Source organism: Mesorhizobium silamurunense (assembly GCF_014843905.1).
Taxonomy (GTDB): Bacteria; Pseudomonadota; Alphaproteobacteria; order Rhizobiales; family Rhizobiaceae; genus Mesorhizobium; species Mesorhizobium silamurunense.
Window position 1 is genome coordinate 84,325 of sequence record NZ_LPVS01000088.1, and the last position, 21,406, is coordinate 105,730.

The window sequence follows — 21,406 nt, forward strand, 5'->3', positions numbered from 1 at the left end:
CTCACCTGTTCACCGAATAGCAGTCGACCTGCGGCTCGCTCGGCAGGACACCAGAAACGCCGATGACGAAACCGGGGGCGTCGAGCAGCGAGGCCCAATGCTCGCTCTTCTGGTCCAGCTCCAAGCACAACCGGTCGCCGTCATAAGGAATCTCGCGCGGTTGCGAATGCAGCGGCTTCAGCGGGATGCCGGGCAGGCGCGACTTCCACAGGCCCTCGAACTGGTCCGCCGAGCCGACGGTCGCCTGGTTGACGAAAATCTTGCGCAACGCGTCTTCCGACAGCTCGGAGCCGACGCGGATGACGATGCGGCTGGCGACCAAAAGCTTCGGATTGTCGATGCGAACCTTCCAGACATTGGTCGCGTGCCGCATGACCGGCAGCGCACGCGATTTCGGCTCGATATAGCGCAGGCTGAGGATCAGCGAGCGCAAGGCGTCGGCAAGCGCCATATAGGCCGGGCCGGGCGCCATGTGGTCATAGGCCGGCAGCTCGCCGAGCCTGCGCGAGCTGGAACCGTAGGTCGCCATTTCGCCGGCAAGGCCGGCAAGCTCGAGGTAAAGCTCGGCCGGATGGAAGACGTCCTGCGCCAGCATATGCGCGAGCCGCGGCCGCGCCGCGTTGGCGAGGTGAAGCATCAACAGGTCCTCGACGCTGCGGCCAGGGCCGCCCATCACCATCTTGCCGTGCGCCTCGGCGATCTGGTCGAGGCCGGTGACGACCTCCTGCAGCAACTGCCGGTACCAGGCGACGGCGCCTGTGATCAGGGTCGGCGGCAGGAAGGTCTCGTCGAGCGAGACGCCGCCGTCGGCGCGAACTCCCTTGATGTCGGCGACCGGCAGCGCGGTGTAGCCGCCGACCGATTTGCCGGGCGCAAGCAGCACCGCCTGCGGCCGGGCGATCTCGATCTCTTCCGGGTCCGAGCCGCCCTGCACGGCATCGCGCACCGAGACGATCTTGCCGTGATAGCGCGCGCCGGTCGACGCGGCATGCGCCGGGTCGAAACCGACGCCGCCGGGCGGCTCGAGCGGCAGCGCGACCAACACCGGGCCGGCACCTGTGTCGGCCGTGACCGGCAATGGTTTCGGCGCGTCCATCATTTCCGGGATGGAGAAGGGCGTGCCGTCCGGGAAGATGCCACGCGCCGACACGATCGAGACCTGGCCGGCGTCGAGCAGCGACTGGTCGAGCGTCAGCTGCTGGAAACCGAACGTGTGGAGCTGGCCGGCCTGCAACGCGCCGCGCACCATCGCCTCGAAGAACCGGTCCTGCTGCTGAAAGTGCTGGGTCCTCAAGAAGAGACCCTCGGACCACAGCACCCTGTTTGCGTCGCTCATGCTGCCACTCTCTGCACTGCCAACTGTTGTCGCGCCGTCAGGCGGAAATACCGCCCTTGCCGAGGCTGACGTTGATGGTGAATTTCGATCCCGGCGACACAGACTTGGTCGTGCGCCAGTTCCTGCCGCCAGGTTCGCGGATCAGCGCGACGAAGCCGAGCGCCGTCGCGTTCGGCTCGACCGTGATGGTCTTGGCCGCCATCTTGCCAGGCGCGACGGAGATCGAGTCGGATCCGATGAGATCGGCGCCGAGCGCCGAGCCCGCATCGCCCTGCAGCGCGAAATAGTCTGCCGAATTGAACTTGCCGGTGCTGGCAAGCCGCATCACCAGCACGGTCACCGGCCTGTCGCCGCCGCCCGGTCCCGGATTCATGCCGGCGCCACCGGTCACGTTGACCGAGATGACCGATGGTTTCGGCGGGCCGCTTTGGCAAGCCGCAAGCAGCCCCGTCGCGCCGAGGGCAACGATGAATTCGCGTCGATCGATCATGTCCTACTCCTCTTCGTAAGCATCCCTGAAGTCCGCGCCGATCTCGCCCAGGAAGCTCGATTCCGCGCTTTGGGCGATGTCGCGATGGCGTTTCTGGTAAAGCTCCCAGAGCTTGGCGTTGCGCCCGCCTGAAAGCAGGTTCCCGATCGCGGAATTGGATTTGAGCTCTTCCTCGATCGCCGCCGGATCGAAGCGGTCGATCATGCGCCGCAGCGCCGCCTGAACGCCGCGCCAGGCGCGCACATGGTGTTGCGCGAGATCCTTCACCGCATCGCCGATCGCCGCTTCGCCGGAGAGAAAACCCGGGCTGCGTTCCGAGATGATGGTGACGATGACATCCTCGACCGTCGGCAGGAATTTCAGCGGATTGACCTCGGAGGCTCCGACCATCGTCTGGGCGACGCGCGCGCTGCCCTTTTCCTCGGCGCGCTTGCGCAGGAGCTGCATCAGGCCGTCCAGCATCAGCCGGTACTCGCGCCCGAATTTTTCCATCTCGGCAATCGGATCGCGCCCGGGGAAATCGGCCTCCTCGACACCCATGCCGCGCAGGAAGGCGGCACGCAGCGCCATGTCGCCCGGTGCAGGCTGAACTGCGCGGGACGGCTTGGGCGCGGAAGCGGGGCGCGGCGGAGGAGAGGGCTCGGCCGCGCGCGCCGGCATATCCCACGTATGAGCGACATGCGGCTTTTCGGCCGGCTGTTCGCCATGACCGGCCGGTTGGGCGCCGTTGGCGGAGCCGGGCGCCGCAGCCGGTCCAAAGCTGAAATCACCATCGAAGCCGGCAGGTTTCGGCGCGGGCTCCGCCGTATCGCCGCGCGACGGCATGTCGCCGAAGCCGAACGGATCCGACCGGCCAGCCACGACATCGTCGTTCGACTGAGGTGTCGCAACCGGGTCGAGGCTGAACGGGTCGTCGAAGGCTGGCGAACTGCGCTGGTTCGAGGCGCGGTCATATGCGCCGGGCACAGGCTGCTCGAACGGGTCCGGCAGGTCGGCCGGCCGTGGCCGCCGCGGTTCTTCCTCGACCTTGGCCGAAAAGAAGTCGTCGCCGCCGATGCTGGGTGGAGTGCGCGGCTGAGGCGGCGACCATGCGGGGGCGGAATGGTTGGCGGCCTGGCCGACCGACGTCTGGCTCGCGCTTGGCTGAACCTCGACATAAAGGACGTAGTCGCCCAGCCTCAGTCGCATGCCGCTTTGCAGCCGTGTCGACCTGCCGGCGCCGAGCGGGCTGTCGGAATCGTCGATGAACAGCCCGCTGCTCGACGTGTCGGTGACGAAGTAGCCGTCGCGGCCGCCGCTGATCTTGCAATGCGCGCGCGAGACGAACATGTCCGGATCGTCGATCTGCCAGCCGGCATCGGCGCTGCGCCCGATCACCAGCTCGCCCTCGTCCAGCCGGGTCTGCCTGACCACCTGGGAGCGCGGACCTTGTTCGAGCGTCAGCAGCAGGCTCATCAGGCCGCCTCCGCCATTTCCGGCCGCCAGCCGACAATGGTGCGCAGCTTGAGATCGTCGGCGTCTCCCTTCGCGGCGGGGCGCGCAAGCCAGGAGGTTCGGCCGAGCTGGACGGTTCCGATCTTCGGCGGCGGCACGGCGTCGCGCGCAAGCACGATGCGCAAATCGACATCGAGCGCTTCACCGATCATATCGCGCACTGCTTTCTTGAAAAGGGCGAGGCGCCGTTGGCCGGGCAGGAACGACTTGAAGTCGTCGAGGCCGAGCGGGCCGACGCGCAATTCGATCCGGCTCTGGCGGCTGAAGACTCGCGGCCCGATCGTGGCCCCGCGCCCAAGCGCCGCATAGGCCTTGCCGACGCGGCTCTGCAGCGCCGCCGGTATGGTGATCCAGGAAGCGACGAACTCCTTGATCTCAACCGGCACCTTGAAGGCCGTGGCAAGCAACAGCGTCAGCCGCTCCGCGCCGTCGACCTGATTGGCCAGCGATCCGGCCTGGCGCAGCCGCACCGCGTCGAGCTCGGGATCCTGGGTGCCGGGAAGGCCGATCCCGGACATTGCTTCCAGCATGGCGCGGACGCGCCCGCCGATCGAGCGCTCGACCTGGACCGCCGGATGCGCGTCCGCCCAAGCACGATAGTAGAGCGCGATCATGCGATGTTGCAGGATGTTGACGAAGTCGACGAAGGTCGTGTCGCTGGTCTGCTCCGCGTCGGCGCCGGTGAACCAGCGCTGCGACAGCCGGTCGAGCACCCAGCGCGTCAGATGCAGCGGCATCGGCCCTTCGGGTCCCAGCAGCCCCAGATTGGCGACGGTAACCCGCGCAGGGCCCTTTTCGCCCGCATCCTGGAACTTGACCACGTCCCTGGCCGAAAAGCTCAGCCGCACATGCTGGCCGAGCCGCGCCGGTTCGCGATTGGCCTGGCCGGAATAGCCGAACAGCCCGCCTCTCTGCTCCAGCCGGCGCAGCAGCTCGAAGAAGTCGAAGCTTTCCGACAGCGTGTCGGCTTCGCTCGGAGCAGGCTTCGCTAGATCAGGTAGCGATTGCCGGGCGTCATCGGCCATGGCACATCCTCCTGCTTCTGCAGCAGCCGCGTGCGCGTCCGCACGAAGCCGTTTATTCCGGCGTGGCGGGCAAACAGCCGCGAAAGCAGGGCCGAAAGCAAAAGCGTGCTTTGCCCCGCCAGCACCGACTGGTCGACATGCAGCGTCACTTCCGTGCCCCGCCCGAAGCACATCGGACCGTCGATCTTGAGCCGCTCGATCACCGGGCGCGAGTCGATGCGGGTGATCGAATGCACGTTGCGGGCAAGGCTCGGATCGCCGCGATCGGCATAGAGATCGAGCAGCGCATGCAGCGGATCGACGCCGCGACCTTCCTTCGCCAGGCTCAAGAAGTTGAGCGAGAGCTGCGCCACCAGCCGCCAGGCGAGATTGTCGGCGCGGGATTCGCCTTCGGCGCCGGCCGGCAGCGAGGCAGGGATCGCCGGCTGCGGCGGCCGCAACGCGCCGAGCAGCCGGACCGTTTCTACCGGGTCGGCCGTCTCCAGCGTCAGCGTCGGCGTGTCGTCCAGGATCGGCAGGTCGCGATTGGTGCAGAGCGCCGTGATGTCGAGACGCTTGAGCGGCCGGTTCGCCGGGCTGCCCGCCGGGCGCGAGACCGCCAGGAACACGTCGTCGCCCGTATAGGAAGTGCGGGTCAGGCCGTCGCGGCGCTCGTCTTCCGTCGCCCGGCGAGGGCGCCGCTCGGTCGAATAGACCCAGCCGCTGCCGCGATTCTGCCCCAGGCTGAAAAGCTCGGGGATCTCGGCCTCGCTGCCTTCCGCATCGGCGTCTTCCACCCGGGTGACACGAAAAATCTCGAAATCCCGCGCCCGGGTGCGGTCGGCATGCAGCACCTGCCGCGTCTTGCGCGGATCGATCTCGACGACGTTGCATTCGCGCTCGAAGAGATTGATGAGGGGCGTCACGAAGAGCTCGAAATCGGCCGGCGTCACGTCGGCAAGCTCGGGCACCGGGCGCCGGAACAGGAAGATGATCTCTATTCCCCCCTCGCACTTGCGCACCACCGGCTGCAGGCCGGCGACCCGCACGTAGTGGAAGCGCTCCGGGATCATGAAATATTCACGCAGCAGCCGGTAGCCCTCGAAGGTCGGGCGGGTCCGCGGCATCAGCGCCTCGTCGTCGCGGATGCCGACCATCTCGGGCTCGGGCAGGGCCGTGAGCTGATTGGTCTTGCCTTCCGCCCGTGCGCCGACGGCCGAGCAGGCGCCGAAGATCGCGTCGAAAAGGAGCGGCGCCTTGGTGCGCCCGGCGAAATAGAGGTCGAGCCGGCCGAGCGACAGTTCGCTGAGCTTGCCCTTTCCGGTCCGCGCAAGCGCGATGCGCAGCGCTGCTTCGCCGCGCACGCTGCCGATCGGGCCGATGCCCGCGGCAGCAAGGCCGCTGCGGTCCTGGAAATAGCTGACCGAGGTGATCGCGATCGGCCACAACGTGATCTCTTGCGCGGTGGTGAAGGTTGAGCGCGTCGAGAGCCCCGGATGCAGGCTGGAGACCAGTCGCGTGCCGCGAGCCACGGCATGGCCTCCGATCATCGACTGCACCTGCTGGCCGGGCTTCAGCACCGCCATCGCCGTTGCCGGCGCCGGCGTGACCAGGTCGGGATAAAGCACATCGAGCACGGCGCGCGAGAAGCGCGAGCGCTCCGCATCGACCTTCAGCCGCGTGCGCGCGGCAAGGAAGGCCACGCCGTCGAGCAGCCGTTCGACATAGGGGTCGGGACACGGCACCGTGTCGAGGGAGAGATTGCGGGCGACCGCCGGATGCATGTCGGCGAATTCCGCGGCCAGCGCGCGGATATGGGTCAGTTCCTCTTCGTAATATTCCACGAAGACCCGATCCATCTCAGGTCTCCCTGAATTCGGTTCGCGCCAGGCCGTTGTCGAGATTGATCGTGGTGCGCAGCCGCATGCGTTCCGGCGTCGGCGTCATGATCAGCACGGCGTCGATCTCTATCTTCAGACCGACGCTCTTGTCGCCGAGGGTGACATTGACCGTCGTGGCGCTCTCCTTCAGACGCGGCTCGAAAGTGGCGAGCACCGCGCGGATCTCGCGCGCCAAGGTATCGCGGTCGAAGTCCCGCGACGAGCGTCCGGAAAAGGACGGCACGCCGTAGTTGACCACGCTGCGGCGCACCTCCGGAAAGTCGGCGAGCGGCGGCAGTTCGTCCAGGGGCTGTTCCTGCTCGGCGTCGGAAAGCAGCGGCACGGACTCGAAGCGCTCGGTGTTGAACAAGGCCTCGATGTCGCGCCGGACGGCTTCCCTGAGCACCCGCGCCGACACCACCACGCCGCGGCTTTCGATCTCGGCGCGGTGCTCTGTCTGGAAGACCAGACGGTGCAGGCGCCGCTTCTGATCGGGCGTGAGTTCCGCATCGGCATCGATGGCGCGCGCGCTGCCGGCAAGAAGAGCCTCGACGCGCTCGGCACCGAGCTCTTCTTCCAGCAGCCGACGCAGCCCGTCGATCTCCGAGGTCAGGCCGGGCAAATCGTTGATCAGGCGGTCCCACAGGGAGGGCTGGACCGCCTCGCGCTTTGCCCGGGAACTGCCGGCAAGCTGCGCTTTCGCGCCGGGCCGCTTGGCCTCACTTGCCGACATAGACATCCATTTCGATCTCGTCGTCCTTGTCATAGACGAATTTGATCTTCTTGTAGGCGAAGCTGACTTCTTCCTCGATGAGGTCGGCCTCGTCGGCGGCCTGCCGCATGTCGTATTCCATGATCGAGGCGTCGGTGAGCGTCACGACCAGATAGTCGCTGGTCTCGCCGTCGATAGTGCGGCGGGCCGAAAACACCACTTCGTCGAGCGCCTTGTTCTCGAACAGCGCCTTCTTCAGGTAGGGGGAAGACTTGTCGTAGTGCTTGGTGAATTTGATCATCCCCATCGACACGCGACCGCGCCGCGACAGCGAATTGGGGTCGTAGGGCGCGATCATCTTGTAGTCGACGCCATGGATCTCGATCTCGTCTTCGTGGCCATCGCGCTTGCTCGGGCCCTTGATGTCAGGAACTTTCAAAAAGCCGTCGATCTTCGTGGTAGGTCCGTCGCTTCTCACTGTTGTCGGCATTGTCTTTCTCCACCGCTTTCAAACGAAACAAGATGACTTTGCTTATGATTTCAGCCCTTCACTGACGGCAGTTCCGACACCAGCCGGAGCGAGGCATTGATGCCTTCCAGTTGGTAGTGCGGACGCAGATAGAAACGGGCATTGTAGTAACCGGGCCGGCCTTCGACGCTGTCGACCTGGACCTCGGCCGCGGCAAGCGGGCGCTTGGCGCGCGCCTTATCGTCGGCAAAGGCTGGATTGGCCAGCACGTACCGGTTGATCCATTCGGTCAACCAGATCTGCATGTCGGTGCGTTCCTTGAACGAGCCGATCTTGTCGCGCGCGATCGCCTTCAAGTAGTGCGCGAAACGCGAGACCGGGAAAAGATAGGGCAGGTTGGCGGAGAGCCGCTCGTTCGACTGCGCGTCGGGATCGACCAGACGGCCGGCGCGCGTCTCGTCGTCCTGCAATGAATGGGCGCCGATAAAGGCGGCAAGGTCGGTGTTCTTCCGGTGCAGGATCGGCATCAGGCCGAGCTTGGCGAGCTCCGCCTCGCGCCGGTCGTCGATGGCGACCTCGGTCGGGCATTTCATCGCGATCGATCCGTCGTCGGTCGGGAAGGCATGCACCGGCAGGTTGAGCACCGTGCCGCCGTTTTCGACGCCGCGGATCTGCGTGCCCCAGCCATAGAGCTTGTGGCTGCGGTTGATGTTCACGCCCATCGGGAAGGCGGCGTTCATCCAGACATATTTGTTGTGGTCGCCGCCCACCTCCTCCTCGAAGGTGAAGCCCTTCACCGGAACGGTCTCCGGGCCGTAGGGCAGCCGTGCCAGCACACGCGGCATGGTGAGGCCGATATAGCGGGCGTCCTCGCTCTCACGCAGCGACTGCCAGGAGGCATAGGCGGGGTTGTTGACGATCATCTGCAGGTCCTGCGGGTTCGGCAGTTCCTGCCAGCTGTCCATGCGGAACAGGCGCGGCGAGGCGGCGGCGATGAAGGGCGTGTGCGCCGAGGCGCAGACGCCCGAAATGTTGCGCAGCAGGCCGACGTCGCGCGGATGGTTCGAGAATTCGTAGGCGCCGATGATGCAGCCGATCGGCTCGCCGCCCAGCATCGAATACTCGTCCGTGTAGACCTTCTTGAAGATTGGGCTCTGGTCCCACATCTGGCCTTCATAGTCTTCGAGCGTGTCGGCCAGCTGTTCTTTGGAGATGTTCATCACCCGGATCTTGAGCTTGGTATCCGTCTCGGTGTTGTTGACGAGATACCAGAGGCCGCGCCAGGTGCCTTCCATTTCCCGCACTTCCGGCGCATGCAGGATCTCGTTGACCTGCGTCGTCAGCATCTTGTCGATGCCGGCGATCAGCGACTTGATCGACTTGATCGCGTTGGAAGAGATGGTGGTGGTCTCGGAGCGCGACTGCGCTGCCAGCGCCAGGTTGCGCACCAACTGCTGCAGCTTTTCGCTGTCGTCCTTCTTGACCTTGAAATCCTTTTCCAGGAGTCCGCTGAATTCGCCGAGGTCTATCGCTTCCGCCTCGGCGGTGGCGGCTGCGGTTTTTTGCTGTTCAGCCATGACTTACTCCTCGCCCTTGCCGTCATCCATCGCCTGGCTGGCGATCTTGCTCAGCAGCGGCTCGTTGTTGAGAAGCTGCGCGATGCGCTTTTCGGCGTCGACGCGGCCGTCCATGAAGCCGAGCAGCTCCTCGAGCTGACGGCGCATCTTGAGGATCTCGGCCAGTTGCGGGACCTGTTCGGCGATCTTGTCGGGCGCGAAATCGCCCATCTTCGAGAAGGTGAGATCGACCGCGAGCTCTTCGTCGCGTTCGGCGCCCTCGGCTTGCGGCAGCGTGTTCTTAACCCGCGCCTTCACCCGCGGTCCCATGGCTTCCATGAATTTGGGGAAGCGGTTGGCGTCGGTTTCGACCAAGGTGCGGTCCAGAACCGATTTCATCGCTTCCTTGGTCTGTGAAGCCCCTGAAAGATCGGCCATCACGGCCATGACGAACGGCAGTTCGATCGTCGTCGGGCTGCCGTAGGTCTCAACGTCGTAGGCGATCTGCACGCGCGGCGCGCGGTTTCTTTCGATGACCTTCGCTTTGCTCTCTGCTGGCATGCTTGTTACCTTTCATCCTTCTGGGCCGGCTTCTTGGGATCGGGGACACCGGCAAGCAGCCGGAATTCCTTCAGCCCCGACGGGGCGAGATCTTCCATCAGTTCCACGAAATCCATGTGCACCATGCGGCGCACGCGGCGGGCGAGGTGCGGTATCGGGCTCGATGGCTCGGTGCGGTCGTAGAAGGCGACGACGAGGTCGAGGCATTTGACGACGTCGTCGCGCGACGTGATCCGGTCGGGCAGCCCGACACTCGGTTCCGCATAGCCGCTTGCCATCGTTTCGGCTCCCATCGCTTCGGCCCCCATCCCTTCCGGTCGATGACCGTTTCGGGCTTGCGTTGCCGGTTCCGCCGGCTGCTGGGCCGGCTTTGCGGCCCCGTTCGCAGCAGTGACGGCAGCCGAATTCCGCTCCAGCGTCGTCAGCAAACGCTGCAAGAACCGTTTCAATTCCGGGATGGTGGGGCCATTGCCTTCGATGCGCTTGTTGAGAGCGGCATCGACCTCGTCAAGGGCGGCGATCACCGCGCGGACGTCGGCGAGCAGCGAGGTCATCGTGTCGCCGGCCTGGTCGATCTGTGCCGCGCAACCGCTGCGCACCCGGTTCAGGAGCTGGCTGTGAGCAGTCGCCAGCGCCGCCTTTTCGGAAGCGCCCAGCCCCGAAGCTGCTTCCTGCAGCATGACGCGCTCGTCGAGCGCGCCTTGTTCCAGGTCGCGTCCGCTGATCGGCCCGACCTGGCGGGGCGAAAAGAAGATCGTCTCGCGCAGGTTCGCCAACAGGCCTTCCTGGCCATTCTGGAGATCGAGGAGCGCGTTGATGCGGCGCAAGGCGGCGTCGCGCGGCGTCGCGTTCGGCCGCAATGCCGGATGCATCGTGTCCCAGTACTGGTCGATGGTCCGGGCGATCAGCGTCAGGCCCTGGGCGAGGCCGGCCAGCCTTTCTTCGTTGGCCAGAGCGCGCGCGACGATGACCAAAAGGCGCAAATCCCGGCCGCGGGAGCGAAGCTCTTCCGCCTTGTCGAGGACAGCCGCCCAGTCGACCGGGGAGGATTGCGAGGCAGGCTTGTTGTTGCCGTCGTGGACAACCTTGAGCTGCGGTTCGGTCAGGCGCTCCAGCTCATGAAAGGCCGGGTCGTTGCGCAAGTCCTCTCCCGACGGATTCTCACCGTTCAGAGGATTCAGCCAGAGTGCGAGATCAATCACACAAACCCCCAGCCAGCGGCCCTGAGACCCCTATGTGACGCGACGTTATCACACGGTCTCACTGTACCACAATTGAGCAGCTGCTCAAAAACTAACGGAAGCTAAACGCGACCGTCTTCTTTCGGCGAAACCCATTGCGCGATTGCCGGGCCGGGTATGTGAAATGGCTCGCATAGCCCGGACCGCGATCCGGTGTTTGTTGCACGACATTGCAGAGCTTGTGTAACCGGGCGGTGCCGGTCGGATAGATCCAAACGCCTTATCCGTCACACGGCTTTGTCAAGCAGCCGCTTATATGGCAGGGTACAGTCGGCAGATTGCGGGAGCAGGTTCGATGGAACAGCGCCGGTCATCGCAGAGCTTCAAGCGTAAGGAACTGGTCGCTAAGCTCAACGCCACGGGGGTGCGCGCCTTCAAGGCCGCGGCCGACACGGCCAAGCTGCGCGGCAATCCCTATGTCGAGCTCGTCCACTTCATCCAGCAACTCGTGCTGTCCGAGCGCTCGGACGTGCAGATGATCATCGCCGATGCCGGGCTGGACGTCAGCCGGCTGACGGCCGACATGACCCGGGCCATCGACAAGCTGCCCTACGGCGCGACCTCGGTTGAGGAATTCTCCGACCACATCTTCCACGCCATCCAGGAAGGCTGGAACCTGGCGACGCTGGAATTCGGCGTGGAGGAGGTGCGCAGCGCCCACATCCTGCTTGTCTGCCTGAAGACGCCGGTGCTGGAAGGCCTGGTATCGAAGATCAGCGCCGAATTCGACAAGATCGATGCCGACGGCGTCATTTCCCGCTTCGCCGATGTCACCGAAGGCTCGCTCGAAGCCGGCTCAGCTCCCGCCGCAGCCGCTGCCGAGACGCCGATGAAGCGCGGTCCGGGCGGGGATTCTGCGCTGGCGAAATATGCCACCGATCTCACCCAGCGCGCCCGCGACGGCAAGATCGATCCGGTGGTCGGCCGCGATCCGGAGATCCGGCAGATCGTAGACATCCTGATGCGACGCCGGCAAAACAACCCGATCCTGACCGGCGAAGCCGGCGTCGGCAAAACGGCGGTGGTCGAGGGATTTGCGCTCCGTATCGCTCAGGGCGACGTGCCGCCGACGTTGCAGAATGTCAGCGTGCGGATGCTCGATGTCGGGTTGATGCAGGCAGGCGCCAGCGTCAAGGGCGAGTTCGAGAAGCGGCTGAAGGCGGTGATCGACGAGGTCCAGGCATCCGAGATGCCGATCATCCTGTTCATTGACGAGGCGCATACGCTGATCGGCGCCGGGGGTGCTGCAGGCACCGGCGACGCCGCCAATCTCCTGAAGCCGGCGCTGGCGCGGGGCGAGCTGCGCACCGTCGCCGCCACGACCTGGGCCGAATACAAGCAGCACATCGAGAAGGATCCGGCGCTGACGCGCCGCTTCCAAGTGGTCAAGATCGACGAGCCGTCGGAAGCGGTGGCCGTGCTGATGCTGCGCGGCGTTGCCGGCGTTCTGGAGCAGCACCACAAGGTGCAGATCCTCGACGAGGCGATCGAGGCTGCGGTTGCCCTTTCGCATCGTTACATCCCGGCGCGGCAGCTGCCGGACAAGGCAGTCAGCTTGCTCGATACCGCCTGCGCCCGCGTCGCTATCTCGCAGCATGCCACGCCCGCCGAGGTCGAGGACATTCTGCGCCGCCGCCAGGCGCTGGAGGTCGAGCGCGGCATCATCGGCCGCGAGGCGGCGATCGGCATCGAGGTCGCTGACCGGCAAGCCCGCGTCGACGCCGGGCTGGCGGAAACCGAGACTACCCTGGCCGCCGCCCAGGCGCGCTGGGATCGCGAAAAGGCGCTGGTGGCCGAAATCCTCGACCTGCGCGCCAAACTGCGCGGCGAGGGCGTGCCGCTCGACGCGGCGGCAGCCGACGAGGCCGGCGAGGAAACAGAGAGCGCGGAGGGTGCGGCAAAGGCGCCTGAGCAAAAGCCCGACGAGAGCAAGGCTGCCGAGACCAAGAAAGCCAAGGCCTCGAAAGCCAAGGGGGCCAAGGCTGCAAAGGCCGAAGCAGCTTCCGCTGAGCCGGCGGATGAAGCCGCCGCCGATCTCGCGCGGTTGCGCGAACTGATGGCGGAACTAGCCGAGGCGCAGGGCGAGACGCCGCTGATCCTGCCGTCGGTCGACCGCAATGCGGTCGCCGCGGTTGTGCAGGACTGGACCGGCATCCCGACCGGACGCATGCTGTCCAGCCAGACCGAAAAGGCCCTCAGGCTCGCCGCGACCTTGTCCGAGCGGGTGGTCGGCCAGGATCATGCGATGGAGATGATCGCCAGGCGCGTGCAGACCAGCCGCGCCGGGCTCGGCGCTCCGGAAAAGCCGGTAGGTGTGTTTCTGCTCTGCGGCCCCTCCGGCGTCGGCAAGACCGAGACCGCGCTGGCGCTCGCCGAGACGCTCTATGGCGGCGAGCAGAACCTGATCTCGATCAACATGTCCGAGTTCCAGGAGGCGCACACGGTCTCGACGCTGAAGGGCGCGCCACCCGGCTATGTCGGCTACGGCAAGGGCGGCATCCTGACCGAGGCGGTGCGCCGAAAGCCCTATTCGGTGATCCTGCTCGACGAGGTCGAGAAGGCGCATCCCGACGTGCACGAGATCTTCTTCCAGGTCTTCGACAAGGGAATGATGGACGACAGCGAGGGCCGGCGCATCGACTTCAAGAACACGCTGATCCTGCTCACCTCGAATGTCGGCTCCGACGTCATCATGGGCCGCACGAAAAACGGCACCGTGCGGACCGGCATCGACGATCTCGACGCGGCCCTGCGCGCGCCGCTGCTGAAAGTATTCCCGGCCGCCTTCCTCGGCCGGGTGGTCACCATACCCTATTATCCGCTGTCGGATGCGATGATCGAGGCGATCGCCCGGCACCAGTTCGCCAAGATCGCACGGCGACTTAAGGCGACCAACGATGCGGAACTGGTGATCGGCGACGGCGTCATGGACTTGGTCAAGGCGCGCTGCACCGAGATCGAATCCGGCGGCCGCATGATCGACGCCATCCTCACCAACACGCTGCTGCCGGAGCTCAGCCGCGGCGTGCTCAACCGCTCGCTGGACGGCGCGAAGATGACGAAGGTCACCGTCGGCGCGTCCAAGGAAGGCTTCACCTACTCTTTCGAGTAGTGGGGCCGCGTAGCGGGGCTTCGGGGCGCAAAAAAATCGGCGCCATGTCACATTGGGCGGGTCCCCACTCGTCTTGAGGTCGGAACCAACGAAAGGAACCGACCATGACTGCCAGACTTGACCCCCTCGCCGCCGCTCCGTCGCTGATGAAGGAGTGGCACCGCGCCTCGCTCGCCATCGCTTCCAGCCTCGATCCGGCTCTTGCCGAGCTCATCGAGATACGCGCCTCGCAGATCAACGGCTGCGCCAACTGCATCAACATGCACACGACCTATGCCCGTGAACGCGGAGAGACCGAGCAGCGCGTCTACCTGCTGGCGGCCTGGCGCGAGGCGCCGTGCTATACCGATCGTGAACGCGCGGCGCTTGGCTGGACCGAGGCGCTGACGCGGATCAGCGAAGGCCATACGCATGAGGCCGCGTATGAAGTGCTGAAGGACCATTTCACCGAGGAGGAGCGGGTGAAGATCACCTTGATGATCAATATCATCAACGGCTGGAACCGCATCGCGGTCGGCTTCGGCGGCTTCGTCGATCCGGCGGCCCTGAAGGCTGCCAATGCCAAGGCCTCCAACAAGGCGGCCGCGGCTTGATGACGGAGTCAACATCCGAGGGCGCGGCGGCGGCTTTCGAGCCGCTGCGCCCGAAGCTCATGCGGGTCGCCTACCGGATGCTGGGTTCGTTGGCCGACGCCGAGGACATGATGCAGGAGGCCTTCATCCGCTGGATGAGGGCCGACCGCGCCGAGGTGCGCGAGCCTGAGGCTTTTTTGCGCCGCACGGTCACGCGCCTCTGCCTCGACCAGCTCAAATCCGCCCGCCACCGGCGCGAGACCTATGTCGGCTCCTGGCTTCCCGATCCTGTCGTCGAAGAAGACGAACCGGACGACGTCGCCTTGCCGTTGATGCTGGCGCTGGAGCGCCTGTCGCCACTCGAGCGGGCGGCCTTCCTGCTGCACGACGTCTTCGGGCTGCAGTTCGAGGAGGTCGCGGCGGAGATCGAGCGCGACCCAGCCGCGTGCCGCCAGCTCGCCGCCCGTGCCCGCAACCATGTCCGCGAGGCGCGGCCGCGTTTCAAGGTCGAGAAAGAGCGCGGCCTGGAGCTTGCCGAAGCCTTCTTCAACGCCTCGCGCAGCGGCGGCGCTGGGCGCCATGTTGAGCGCCGAAGTCAGCGCCCACGCCGATGGCGGCGGCAAGCGCCCGGCGGCTATTGCGCCGGTCTTCGGCTACGATGCCGTGATGAAGCAATACGCGACCGTTGTCGCCTGGCTTAAGGACAACCGCTCGCAGCTTGTCCGCTTTGGCTTCATCAACGGATTGCCCGGCTTCGTCACGCTCGAAGCCGATGGCGAGCTCCAGACGACCGCGCTGGACATCGAGGACGGCAAGATCACGGCGATCTATGTGATGCGCAACCCCGACAAGCTGAGGCACCTGCATTAGAAACCGCGCCTGGTGAAGCACAAGGCCGCCGACGGAACCTTTGTTCCGCTGGCGATTTTGGCTATATGTTTTTGGGTACTGGATGGCCAGAAGGGTTGCTGACGATGACGACGAAAAGCCTTGCAATCTCCGCTCTCGTTCTGGCTACGGCCATTAGCGCATCTGGCCCGGCATTCGCCGGGGATCGGCACCATAAGCGCCTGGTCGAGCAGGAGCGCTATGTTCCGGCCGAAGGCGACCTCATCGACATCCTGTTCGGCGGTCCACGCTATTATGACGCCATGCTGGTCACCACGGCGGCGGGCGCCTGCTCCTACCACCGGACGGGGCCGGACGCGAACGCACTGAACAAGATCAACGATCATCATTGCGGAAAATAGCTGCCGCCCGCGGCGCGCGTTGAACCTGCGCGCACGGCCGTCGGCAAGCCACAACCGTTTCTGTTCACTCTTCCTGCGAACGCTGATCGGGTTCGCCCACGATGGCTGCTGCTCGGGCGGTAACCTCCTTTGAGCACTGCCCTGCCGCAGGCAAATCGGCCATCGCACACATTCTTTCCAACGATTGTATACAATAATCAAGAAAGATGTTGACAATCTGTCGCAGTGGGTTTCCCTTAAGCCATCCGCGCAAGCCTACGAGCAAAACAAAGCGCGATAACCAGAAGGGGAACTGCAGATGATCAACCGACGCTCGACTCTGAAATCGATGGTGCTTGGCGCCGTCTCGACCCTGGCGATTGCCGCTGTTGGCATTCCGTCCGCACAGGCTGAGAACAAGGAACTGAAAATCGGCTTCGTTGGCGTCACCAGCGGCCCAGCCGCCGCCTGGGGCACGTCCAATGTGCGCTCGATGCAGACGCGCGCCGCCTGGCTCAACGAAAAAGGCGGCGTCAAGATCGGCGACGACACCTACAACATCAACATCGTCACCTTCGACGACCAGAAAGATCCCAAGCGTGCCATCGCCGGCATGGAAAAGATGGCGCAGGAAGGTATCCACTATGTGGTCGGACCGAATGTCGATGACGGCGCGGCCGCGGTGCGCCCTGTCGCCGAGGCAAACGGCATCATCTATTTCCCCTATGCCTTCCCGAAGGCGCTTTACCAGAAGCCAGCCTCGAATGCCGTGCTCGGCATGATCGCCAACTACCAGTCGGGTCCGGCGATCTATAAATATCTAAAGGAAAACAAGGGCGTGAAGACGATCGCCTTTGTCGCCGCGAACGAATCCGATCCGCTCAGCCAGCGTGACAGCGGCGTCGAGGCGGCCAAGGCGCTCGGGCTCGATGTCGTGGCGCAGAACGACACCTATCAGAACGATACCCGTGACTTCACGCCGGTGCTGACGCCGATCGTCGCGCTGAAGCCCGATCTGCTGGTGCTGTCGGGCGTGGCGCCGGCCAACGCGCCGCTGCTCATCCGCGCCGCCCGTGAACTCGGCTTCGAAGGCCTGATCTCGACCGAAACGGCGCAGGACGCCAAGGTTCTGGAGGAGGGCGCCGGCGAATATGCCAACGGCTTCATCTCCGTCGGCGGCGCCTCCACGCCGGAGATTGCTTCGGATGAAATGAAGGAGTTCGTCGCCCGCTACACCAAGATGTTTGGCGAGTACAACGACGAGTCCAACACCAAGGTCTACGCGCTGGAATACATCATCGACACGCTTAAGGCCAATCCGGCCGCCATCAACAACGTCGACGAATTCAAGAAGACCATGGACACCTTCTCGGCGCCCAATCCCTTCCTGAAGGGCGACGCCAAGCTGAGCTATGTCGGCGCAACCTCGTTCGGCCAGAAGCGCCAGCTCGCCGTGCCGATGGTGGTCAACGAGTATAAGGACGGCGCTTTCCAGACCCTGTTCGTCGGCTCCGTCGACTAGGGTTAGGTTCCTAAGGTTGCTTCCTCCCGCATGCCGGGGGTCCGGGCGATGGTCCGGACCCCGCGGAAGACAGAAGGTGTCCATGGAACAGGTCATCGCCAACGGGTTGTATCTCGGTGCCCAATATGCGCTGATCGCGCTGGGCCTCACCCTGATCTTCGCCCTGATGAACGTGCTGAACTTTGCCCACGGGCAGATGTACGTTTTGGGCGGGTTCATCACTTACACCGTCTACGGCCAGCTCGGCCTGCCCTTCGTGATGGCGCTGCTGGCGTCCGGCATCACGCTCGCCATCATCGGCGCCCTGATGGAGAAATTCCTCTTTCGCACCGTCATCAGGCGCAGCCTGCGCGAGGAAAGCACGATGCTGCTCGCCGCGGCGACAGCCTTCTTTTTCGACGCGGTCATCCTGCTGTTGTTCGGTGAGAAGCAGCGCGGCGTTCCCAAGATCGTCAAAGGCGTTTTCAACGAGGGCGGCATCATCATGCCTTACGACCGTCTGGTCGTCGGCGCCCTCGCTTTGATCTTCATCGCGGCCTTCGTCCTCTACATGCAGTATAGCCGGGTCGGGCGCGCCATGCGGGCGCTGGCCCAGGATCGCGTCGCCGCGCAATTGATGGGCGTCAAGGTCGATCGCTATTCGATGATCGGCTTTGCCATGGGCGCTATGCTGGCCGGCATCGTCGGCGGCCTTCTGGTCACAATTACCGGCGTCAATTCCGGCATCGGCGGGCCGATCTCGATCAAGGCCTTCCTGATGGTGATGATCGGGGGCGCCGGCGTCGTGGGCGGTGCGATCGCCGGTGGCTTCATTCTCGGCATGATGGAGTCGATCGGCCTTACCGTGCTGCGTCAGTACGGTGACGTCACATACCTCGCCATCTTTGCTGCGCTGATGGTGTTCCTGTCGATCCGCCCCAACGGGTTGATGGGCAAGCCGTGGGGTTGATCGTGCCATGACGCATCCTGCCATGATGCTCAGCGTGAAAATCGCCTCGGTAGCTGCCTTCCTGGCGATCGTCTTTATCGCCGTGCCGGTTCTGATCGCGGCGAGCGGCCGCACCGACCTCTATTACACGCTTACCTCCGTGGCACTGCTCAGCATCGCCAGCGCCGGCGTGTGGTTCACCTTCTATATCGGCCGGATCAATATCGGCCAGGGCGCCTATGCGCTGATGGGCGGCTATGTGTCGGCCATCCTGGTGATGAACCACGGCTGGTCGTTCTGGCCGACGCTGCCGGTCGCAGGCCTGTTCTGCGCGGCAGCAAGCGTGCTCATCGGCCTGCCGATACTGCGCTTGCGCGGGGTCTACTTCGCCATGGTGACGCTGACGCTGACCGAGGTCGCTCGGCTGCTGGCGCTGGCGCTGCCGATCACCAACGGCGCCAAGGGCATCGTCAGCATCCCGCTTCCCGGCGCGCTCTCGGTCTTCGGCCTCACCATCATTCCCGATTTCGCCACGTTGCAGAATTCCCGCCTGGCCTTCTACCTGCTGGCGGTCACGCTCATGGTGGTCTGCTTCGCGGTGATGTACCGGCTGGTTCACTCGCGTATCGGCAAGCTCTGTCAGTCGCTACAGCAAAACGAGGAACTGGCCTCGTCCATCGGCGTCAACATCGCCTATCTGCGCGTCATCGCCTACGCCGTTTCGTCCTTTTTCGGCGGTGTCGCCGGCGCGATCTTCGCTGCCATTTCGCAATCGATCTATCCGTCGAGTTTCACCGTCACCGATTCCGTCAACTTCATGCTGAACTGTTTCCTCGGCGGTCTTGGCTACGTGTTCGGGCCAATGCTCGGCACGCTGGTGCTCTATTTCGGCTGGGACCTGCTCTTCCAGACCGGCCAGTTCCAGCTCCTGATCTACTCGGGCCTGATGATCGTGCTGATGCTTGTCTTACCCAATGGGCTGCTCAGCCTCGCCCTCCCGAGCCGGAAGAGTTGAGCCATGGCTGACATGCTCGAAGTTTCAGGCCTGACGAAACGCTTCGGCGGTCTTGTCGCCGTCAACAACGTTTCCTTCTCGGTGCGCGAGAAGGAAATCCTCTCGGTCATCGGCCCCAACGGTGCCGGCAAATCGACGCTGTTCAAGCTGATCTCGTCGTTCCTCAGGCCGACATCCGGCGAAGTGCGCCTGAAGGGTGAGCGTATCTCGAACCTCGCGCCGCACATCGCCGCCCGCAAGGGCGTCGTGCGAACCTTTCAGGAAACGACGATCTTCAAGAATATGAGCGTGCGCGACAACGTCATTATCGCTCACCATTTGCGCTCAAGGGCGAATCTGTTCGGCTTCTTCCTCGGCACGGGCACGGCCAAGGCCGACGAGGCAGCCTTCGGCCAATCGGCCGACGAGATCCTGGCGCTGCTCGGCCTGGCCTCGCTTGCCGGCGAGACCGCCCACAACCTACCGCACGGCCATTTGCGGGCGCTTGGCATCGCCATCGGCCTCGCCACGAACCCTTCGATCCTGCTGCTGGACGAGCCTTTCGCCGGCATGAACCACGACGAGACGATGCGCATGGTGGCGATGGTGCGGCGCCTGCGCGATCTCGGCCTCACCATCCTGCTGGTCGAGCATGACATGCCGGCCGTGATGAAGATCTCGGACCGCATCGTGGTCCTCAATTTCGGGCAGAAGATCGCCGAGGGAACGCCGTCGGAAATCCAGGCCAACGAGAAGGTCATCGAAGCCTATCTCGGCAGCGAAGACGAGGCGATCGGCCTATGAACCAGATCCTGAAATTCGCCGGCGTCGAGCTCTATTACGATCACGTCTACGCGCTGAAGGGCGTCTCGCTCGAGGTCAATGAAGGCGAGACCGTCGCGCTGATCGGCGCCAATGGCGCCGGCAAGTCGTCGATCCTTCGCGCCATCACCGGCCTGCGCAAGATCAGGTCGGGCCAGATCCACTACAGCGGCAAGCGCATCGACGGCGCCGCCCCGGACGAGATCGTCAAGATGGGCATCGCCATGGTGCCGGAGGGGCGCCGCGTCTTCCCCTATATGACGGTCAGGGACAACCTGCTGATGGGCGCCTTCACGCGCTCCAGCAAGGCCGAAATCGCTGCATCGATGGAGATGGTGCTGGGGCGCTTCCCCAGGCTTAAGGAGCGCTTCTCGCAGGCCGCCGGCACGATGAGCGGCGGCGAGCAGCAGATGCTGGTCATCGGCCGCGCGCTGATGGCGAAGCCGAGGCTTTTGCTGCTCGACGAGCCGTCGCTCGGCGTGGCGCCCAAACTCGTCCAGGACATCGCCCGCTCGATCGTCGCCATCAACCGCGACGAGAAGGTCAGCGTTTTGCTGGTCGAGCAGAATTCGCGCATGGCGCTCCGCATCTCGCAGCGCGCCTATGCGCTGACCACCGGAAGCGTCGCGCTGAGCGGCAACTCCGCCGAATTGCTGACCGACGACCGGGTCAAGCGTCTTTATCTCGGCGGCGAGATCTGAGGCTGATTTTAATGCGCATACTCGTCATCAATCCCAACACCACCGCGTCGATGACCGCCAAGATCGGCAAGGCGGCGGCAAGCGTTGCGTCCACGGGAACCGAGATCATCGCCGTCAATCCGGCCGATGGTCCGCCGAGCATCGAGGGCTATTTCGACGAGGTCTTCGCCGTGCCGGGCATCATCGCCGAGATGGGCAAGGCGCCGGCGGCGGATGCCTATGTGATCGCCTGCTTCGACGACACCGGGCTCGATGCCGCGCGCTGCGCGACCGAAGCTCCCGTCATCGGCATCGGCGAGGCGGCCTTCCATCTCGCCAGCCTCGTCGCCGGCAGGTTCAGCGTCGTCACCACGCTTGCCCGCTCGGTTCCCGCCATCGAGCACAATCTGGCGAAATACGGGCTCGCCTCGCGCTGCGCCAAAGTGCGCTCGTCCGAAGTCGCCGTGCTCGACCTCGAACAGCCAGGCTCGAATGCCAGGCACAGGATATCGGACGAGATCGCGCGCGCCATCCGCGAGGACCACGCCGAGGCGATCGTGCTTGGCTGCGCCGGCATGGCCGACCTCGCCCACGAGCTTTCGGAGGAGCATGGCGTTCCCGTCCTCGACGGCGTCGTCTGCGCGGTGACGCTGGCCGAGAGCCTGCTCAAGGTTGGTCTGAAGACGTCGAAGGTCGGCGGCTATGCCGCGCCGCGCGGCAAGCGCTTCGCCGGCATCTTTGCTTCGGCGTCGCCGGCAGGCGCCGGTTCGCCCGGCTAGCGGCCCTGGGAGATCGGATCCCTCG

At 64.8% G+C, this 21,406-nt stretch carries 19 protein-coding genes and 1 pseudogene; 10 read left to right on the forward strand and 10 right to left on the reverse strand.

Features of this window, described 5'->3' with window-relative positions:
- Position 1: 1 nt before the first annotated feature.
- The 10 genes from tssK to tssA are packed head-to-tail and all read right to left on the reverse strand — an operon-like array spanning position 2 to position 10,704.
- On the reverse strand, positions 2 to 1,336 hold the full coding sequence (tssK, locus tag AU465_RS25755; protein ID WP_192254510.1) for a type VI secretion system baseplate subunit TssK: 1,335 nt from the start codon (positions 1,334 to 1,336) through the stop codon (positions 2 to 4).
- 37 nt (positions 1,337 to 1,373) lie between these two features.
- Positions 1,374 to 1,826 carry a type VI secretion system lipoprotein TssJ gene (gene tssJ / locus AU465_RS25760; protein ID WP_192254512.1) on the reverse strand — a complete coding sequence of 151 codons (453 nt, stop codon included), beginning with the start codon at positions 1,824 to 1,826 and terminating at the stop codon, positions 1,374 to 1,376.
- A 3-nt stretch (positions 1,827 to 1,829) separates the two neighbouring features.
- Positions 1,830 to 3,281, reverse strand: a complete 1,452-nt coding sequence (gene tagH, locus AU465_RS25765) for a type VI secretion system-associated FHA domain protein TagH (protein ID WP_192254514.1) — start codon at positions 3,279 to 3,281, stop codon at positions 1,830 to 1,832.
- Positions 3,281 to 4,345 carry a type VI secretion system baseplate subunit TssG gene (gene tssG / locus AU465_RS25770; RefSeq protein WP_192254516.1) on the reverse strand — a complete coding sequence of 355 codons (1,065 nt, stop codon included), beginning with the start codon at positions 4,343 to 4,345 and terminating at the stop codon, positions 3,281 to 3,283. Before tssG ends, tagH begins: the two co-directional genes overlap by 1 nt.
- Complete coding sequence (gene tssF / locus AU465_RS25775; protein WP_192254518.1) at positions 4,309 to 6,183, reverse strand: type VI secretion system baseplate subunit TssF; 1,875 nt, start codon at positions 6,181 to 6,183, stop codon at positions 4,309 to 4,311. Before tssF ends, tssG begins: the two co-directional genes overlap by 37 nt.
- A 1-nt stretch (position 6,184) precedes the next feature.
- Complete coding sequence (gene tssE / locus AU465_RS25780; RefSeq protein ID WP_192254690.1) at positions 6,185 to 6,937, reverse strand: type VI secretion system baseplate subunit TssE; 753 nt, start codon at positions 6,935 to 6,937, stop codon at positions 6,185 to 6,187.
- Entirely contained in the window at positions 6,924 to 7,406 is a 483-nt protein-coding gene (locus tag AU465_RS25785; protein WP_192254520.1) for an Hcp family type VI secretion system effector, read from the reverse strand. Before AU465_RS25785 ends, tssE begins: the two co-directional genes overlap by 14 nt.
- 50 nt (positions 7,407 to 7,456) lie before the next feature.
- Positions 7,457 to 8,962 carry a type VI secretion system contractile sheath large subunit gene (gene tssC / locus AU465_RS25790; protein ID WP_192254522.1) on the reverse strand — a complete coding sequence of 502 codons (1,506 nt, stop codon included), beginning with the start codon at positions 8,960 to 8,962 and terminating at the stop codon, positions 7,457 to 7,459.
- 3 nt (positions 8,963 to 8,965) lie between these two features.
- Positions 8,966 to 9,502 carry a type VI secretion system contractile sheath small subunit gene (tssB, locus tag AU465_RS25795; protein ID WP_126101673.1) on the reverse strand — a complete coding sequence of 179 codons (537 nt, stop codon included), beginning with the start codon at positions 9,500 to 9,502 and terminating at the stop codon, positions 8,966 to 8,968.
- A gap of 5 nt (positions 9,503 to 9,507) precedes the next feature.
- Positions 9,508 to 10,704 (reverse strand): type VI secretion system protein TssA, encoded by a 1,197-nt coding sequence (gene tssA, locus AU465_RS25800; protein ID WP_192254524.1) that lies wholly within the window; start codon positions 10,702 to 10,704, stop codon positions 9,508 to 9,510.
- Positions 10,705 to 11,038: 334 nt separating this feature from the next.
- Between tssA and tssH the strand changes: the two genes are divergently transcribed.
- The 10 genes and pseudogenes from tssH (at position 11,039) to AU465_RS25850 (ending at position 21,381) form a co-directional block, all read left to right on the forward strand.
- Positions 11,039 to 13,855: a type VI secretion system ATPase TssH gene (gene tssH / locus AU465_RS25805; RefSeq protein WP_192254526.1), complete on the forward strand. Its 2,817-nt coding sequence runs from the start codon at positions 11,039 to 11,041 to the stop codon at positions 13,853 to 13,855.
- A 104-nt stretch (positions 13,856 to 13,959) separates the two neighbouring features.
- Positions 13,960 to 14,448, forward strand: coding sequence for a carboxymuconolactone decarboxylase family protein (locus AU465_RS25810; RefSeq protein ID WP_192254528.1), 489 nt, complete (start codon positions 13,960 to 13,962; stop codon positions 14,446 to 14,448).
- Positions 14,448 to 15,297, forward strand: a pseudogene (locus tag AU465_RS25815) (sigma-70 family RNA polymerase sigma factor). The gene AU465_RS25810 and the pseudogene AU465_RS25815 overlap by 1 nt, the downstream one beginning before the upstream one ends.
- A 104-nt stretch (positions 15,298 to 15,401) precedes the next feature.
- Positions 15,402 to 15,677, forward strand: a complete 276-nt coding sequence (locus AU465_RS25820) for a hypothetical protein (RefSeq protein ID WP_192254692.1) — start codon at positions 15,402 to 15,404, stop codon at positions 15,675 to 15,677.
- A 298-nt stretch (positions 15,678 to 15,975) separates the two neighbouring features.
- Positions 15,976 to 17,178, forward strand: coding sequence for an ABC transporter substrate-binding protein (locus AU465_RS25825; RefSeq protein ID WP_192254530.1), 1,203 nt, complete (start codon positions 15,976 to 15,978; stop codon positions 17,176 to 17,178).
- Positions 17,179 to 17,260: 82 nt separating this feature from the next.
- On the forward strand, positions 17,261 to 18,127 hold the full coding sequence (locus AU465_RS25830; RefSeq protein WP_192254532.1) for a branched-chain amino acid ABC transporter permease: 867 nt from the start codon (positions 17,261 to 17,263) through the stop codon (positions 18,125 to 18,127).
- A 7-nt stretch (positions 18,128 to 18,134) separates the two neighbouring features.
- Complete coding sequence (locus AU465_RS25835) at positions 18,135 to 19,121, forward strand: branched-chain amino acid ABC transporter permease (protein WP_246506399.1); 987 nt, start codon at positions 18,135 to 18,137, stop codon at positions 19,119 to 19,121.
- Between the two features lie 3 nt (positions 19,122 to 19,124).
- Positions 19,125 to 19,904 (forward strand): ABC transporter ATP-binding protein, encoded by a 780-nt coding sequence (locus AU465_RS25840; RefSeq protein ID WP_192254534.1) that lies wholly within the window; start codon positions 19,125 to 19,127, stop codon positions 19,902 to 19,904.
- Entirely contained in the window at positions 19,901 to 20,623 is a 723-nt protein-coding gene (locus AU465_RS25845) for an ABC transporter ATP-binding protein (protein WP_192254536.1), read from the forward strand. Before AU465_RS25840 ends, AU465_RS25845 begins: the two co-directional genes overlap by 4 nt.
- 11 nt (positions 20,624 to 20,634) lie before the next feature.
- Entirely contained in the window at positions 20,635 to 21,381 is a 747-nt protein-coding gene (locus AU465_RS25850; protein ID WP_192254538.1) for an aspartate/glutamate racemase family protein, read from the forward strand.
- Positions 21,382 to 21,406 lie beyond the last annotated feature (25 nt).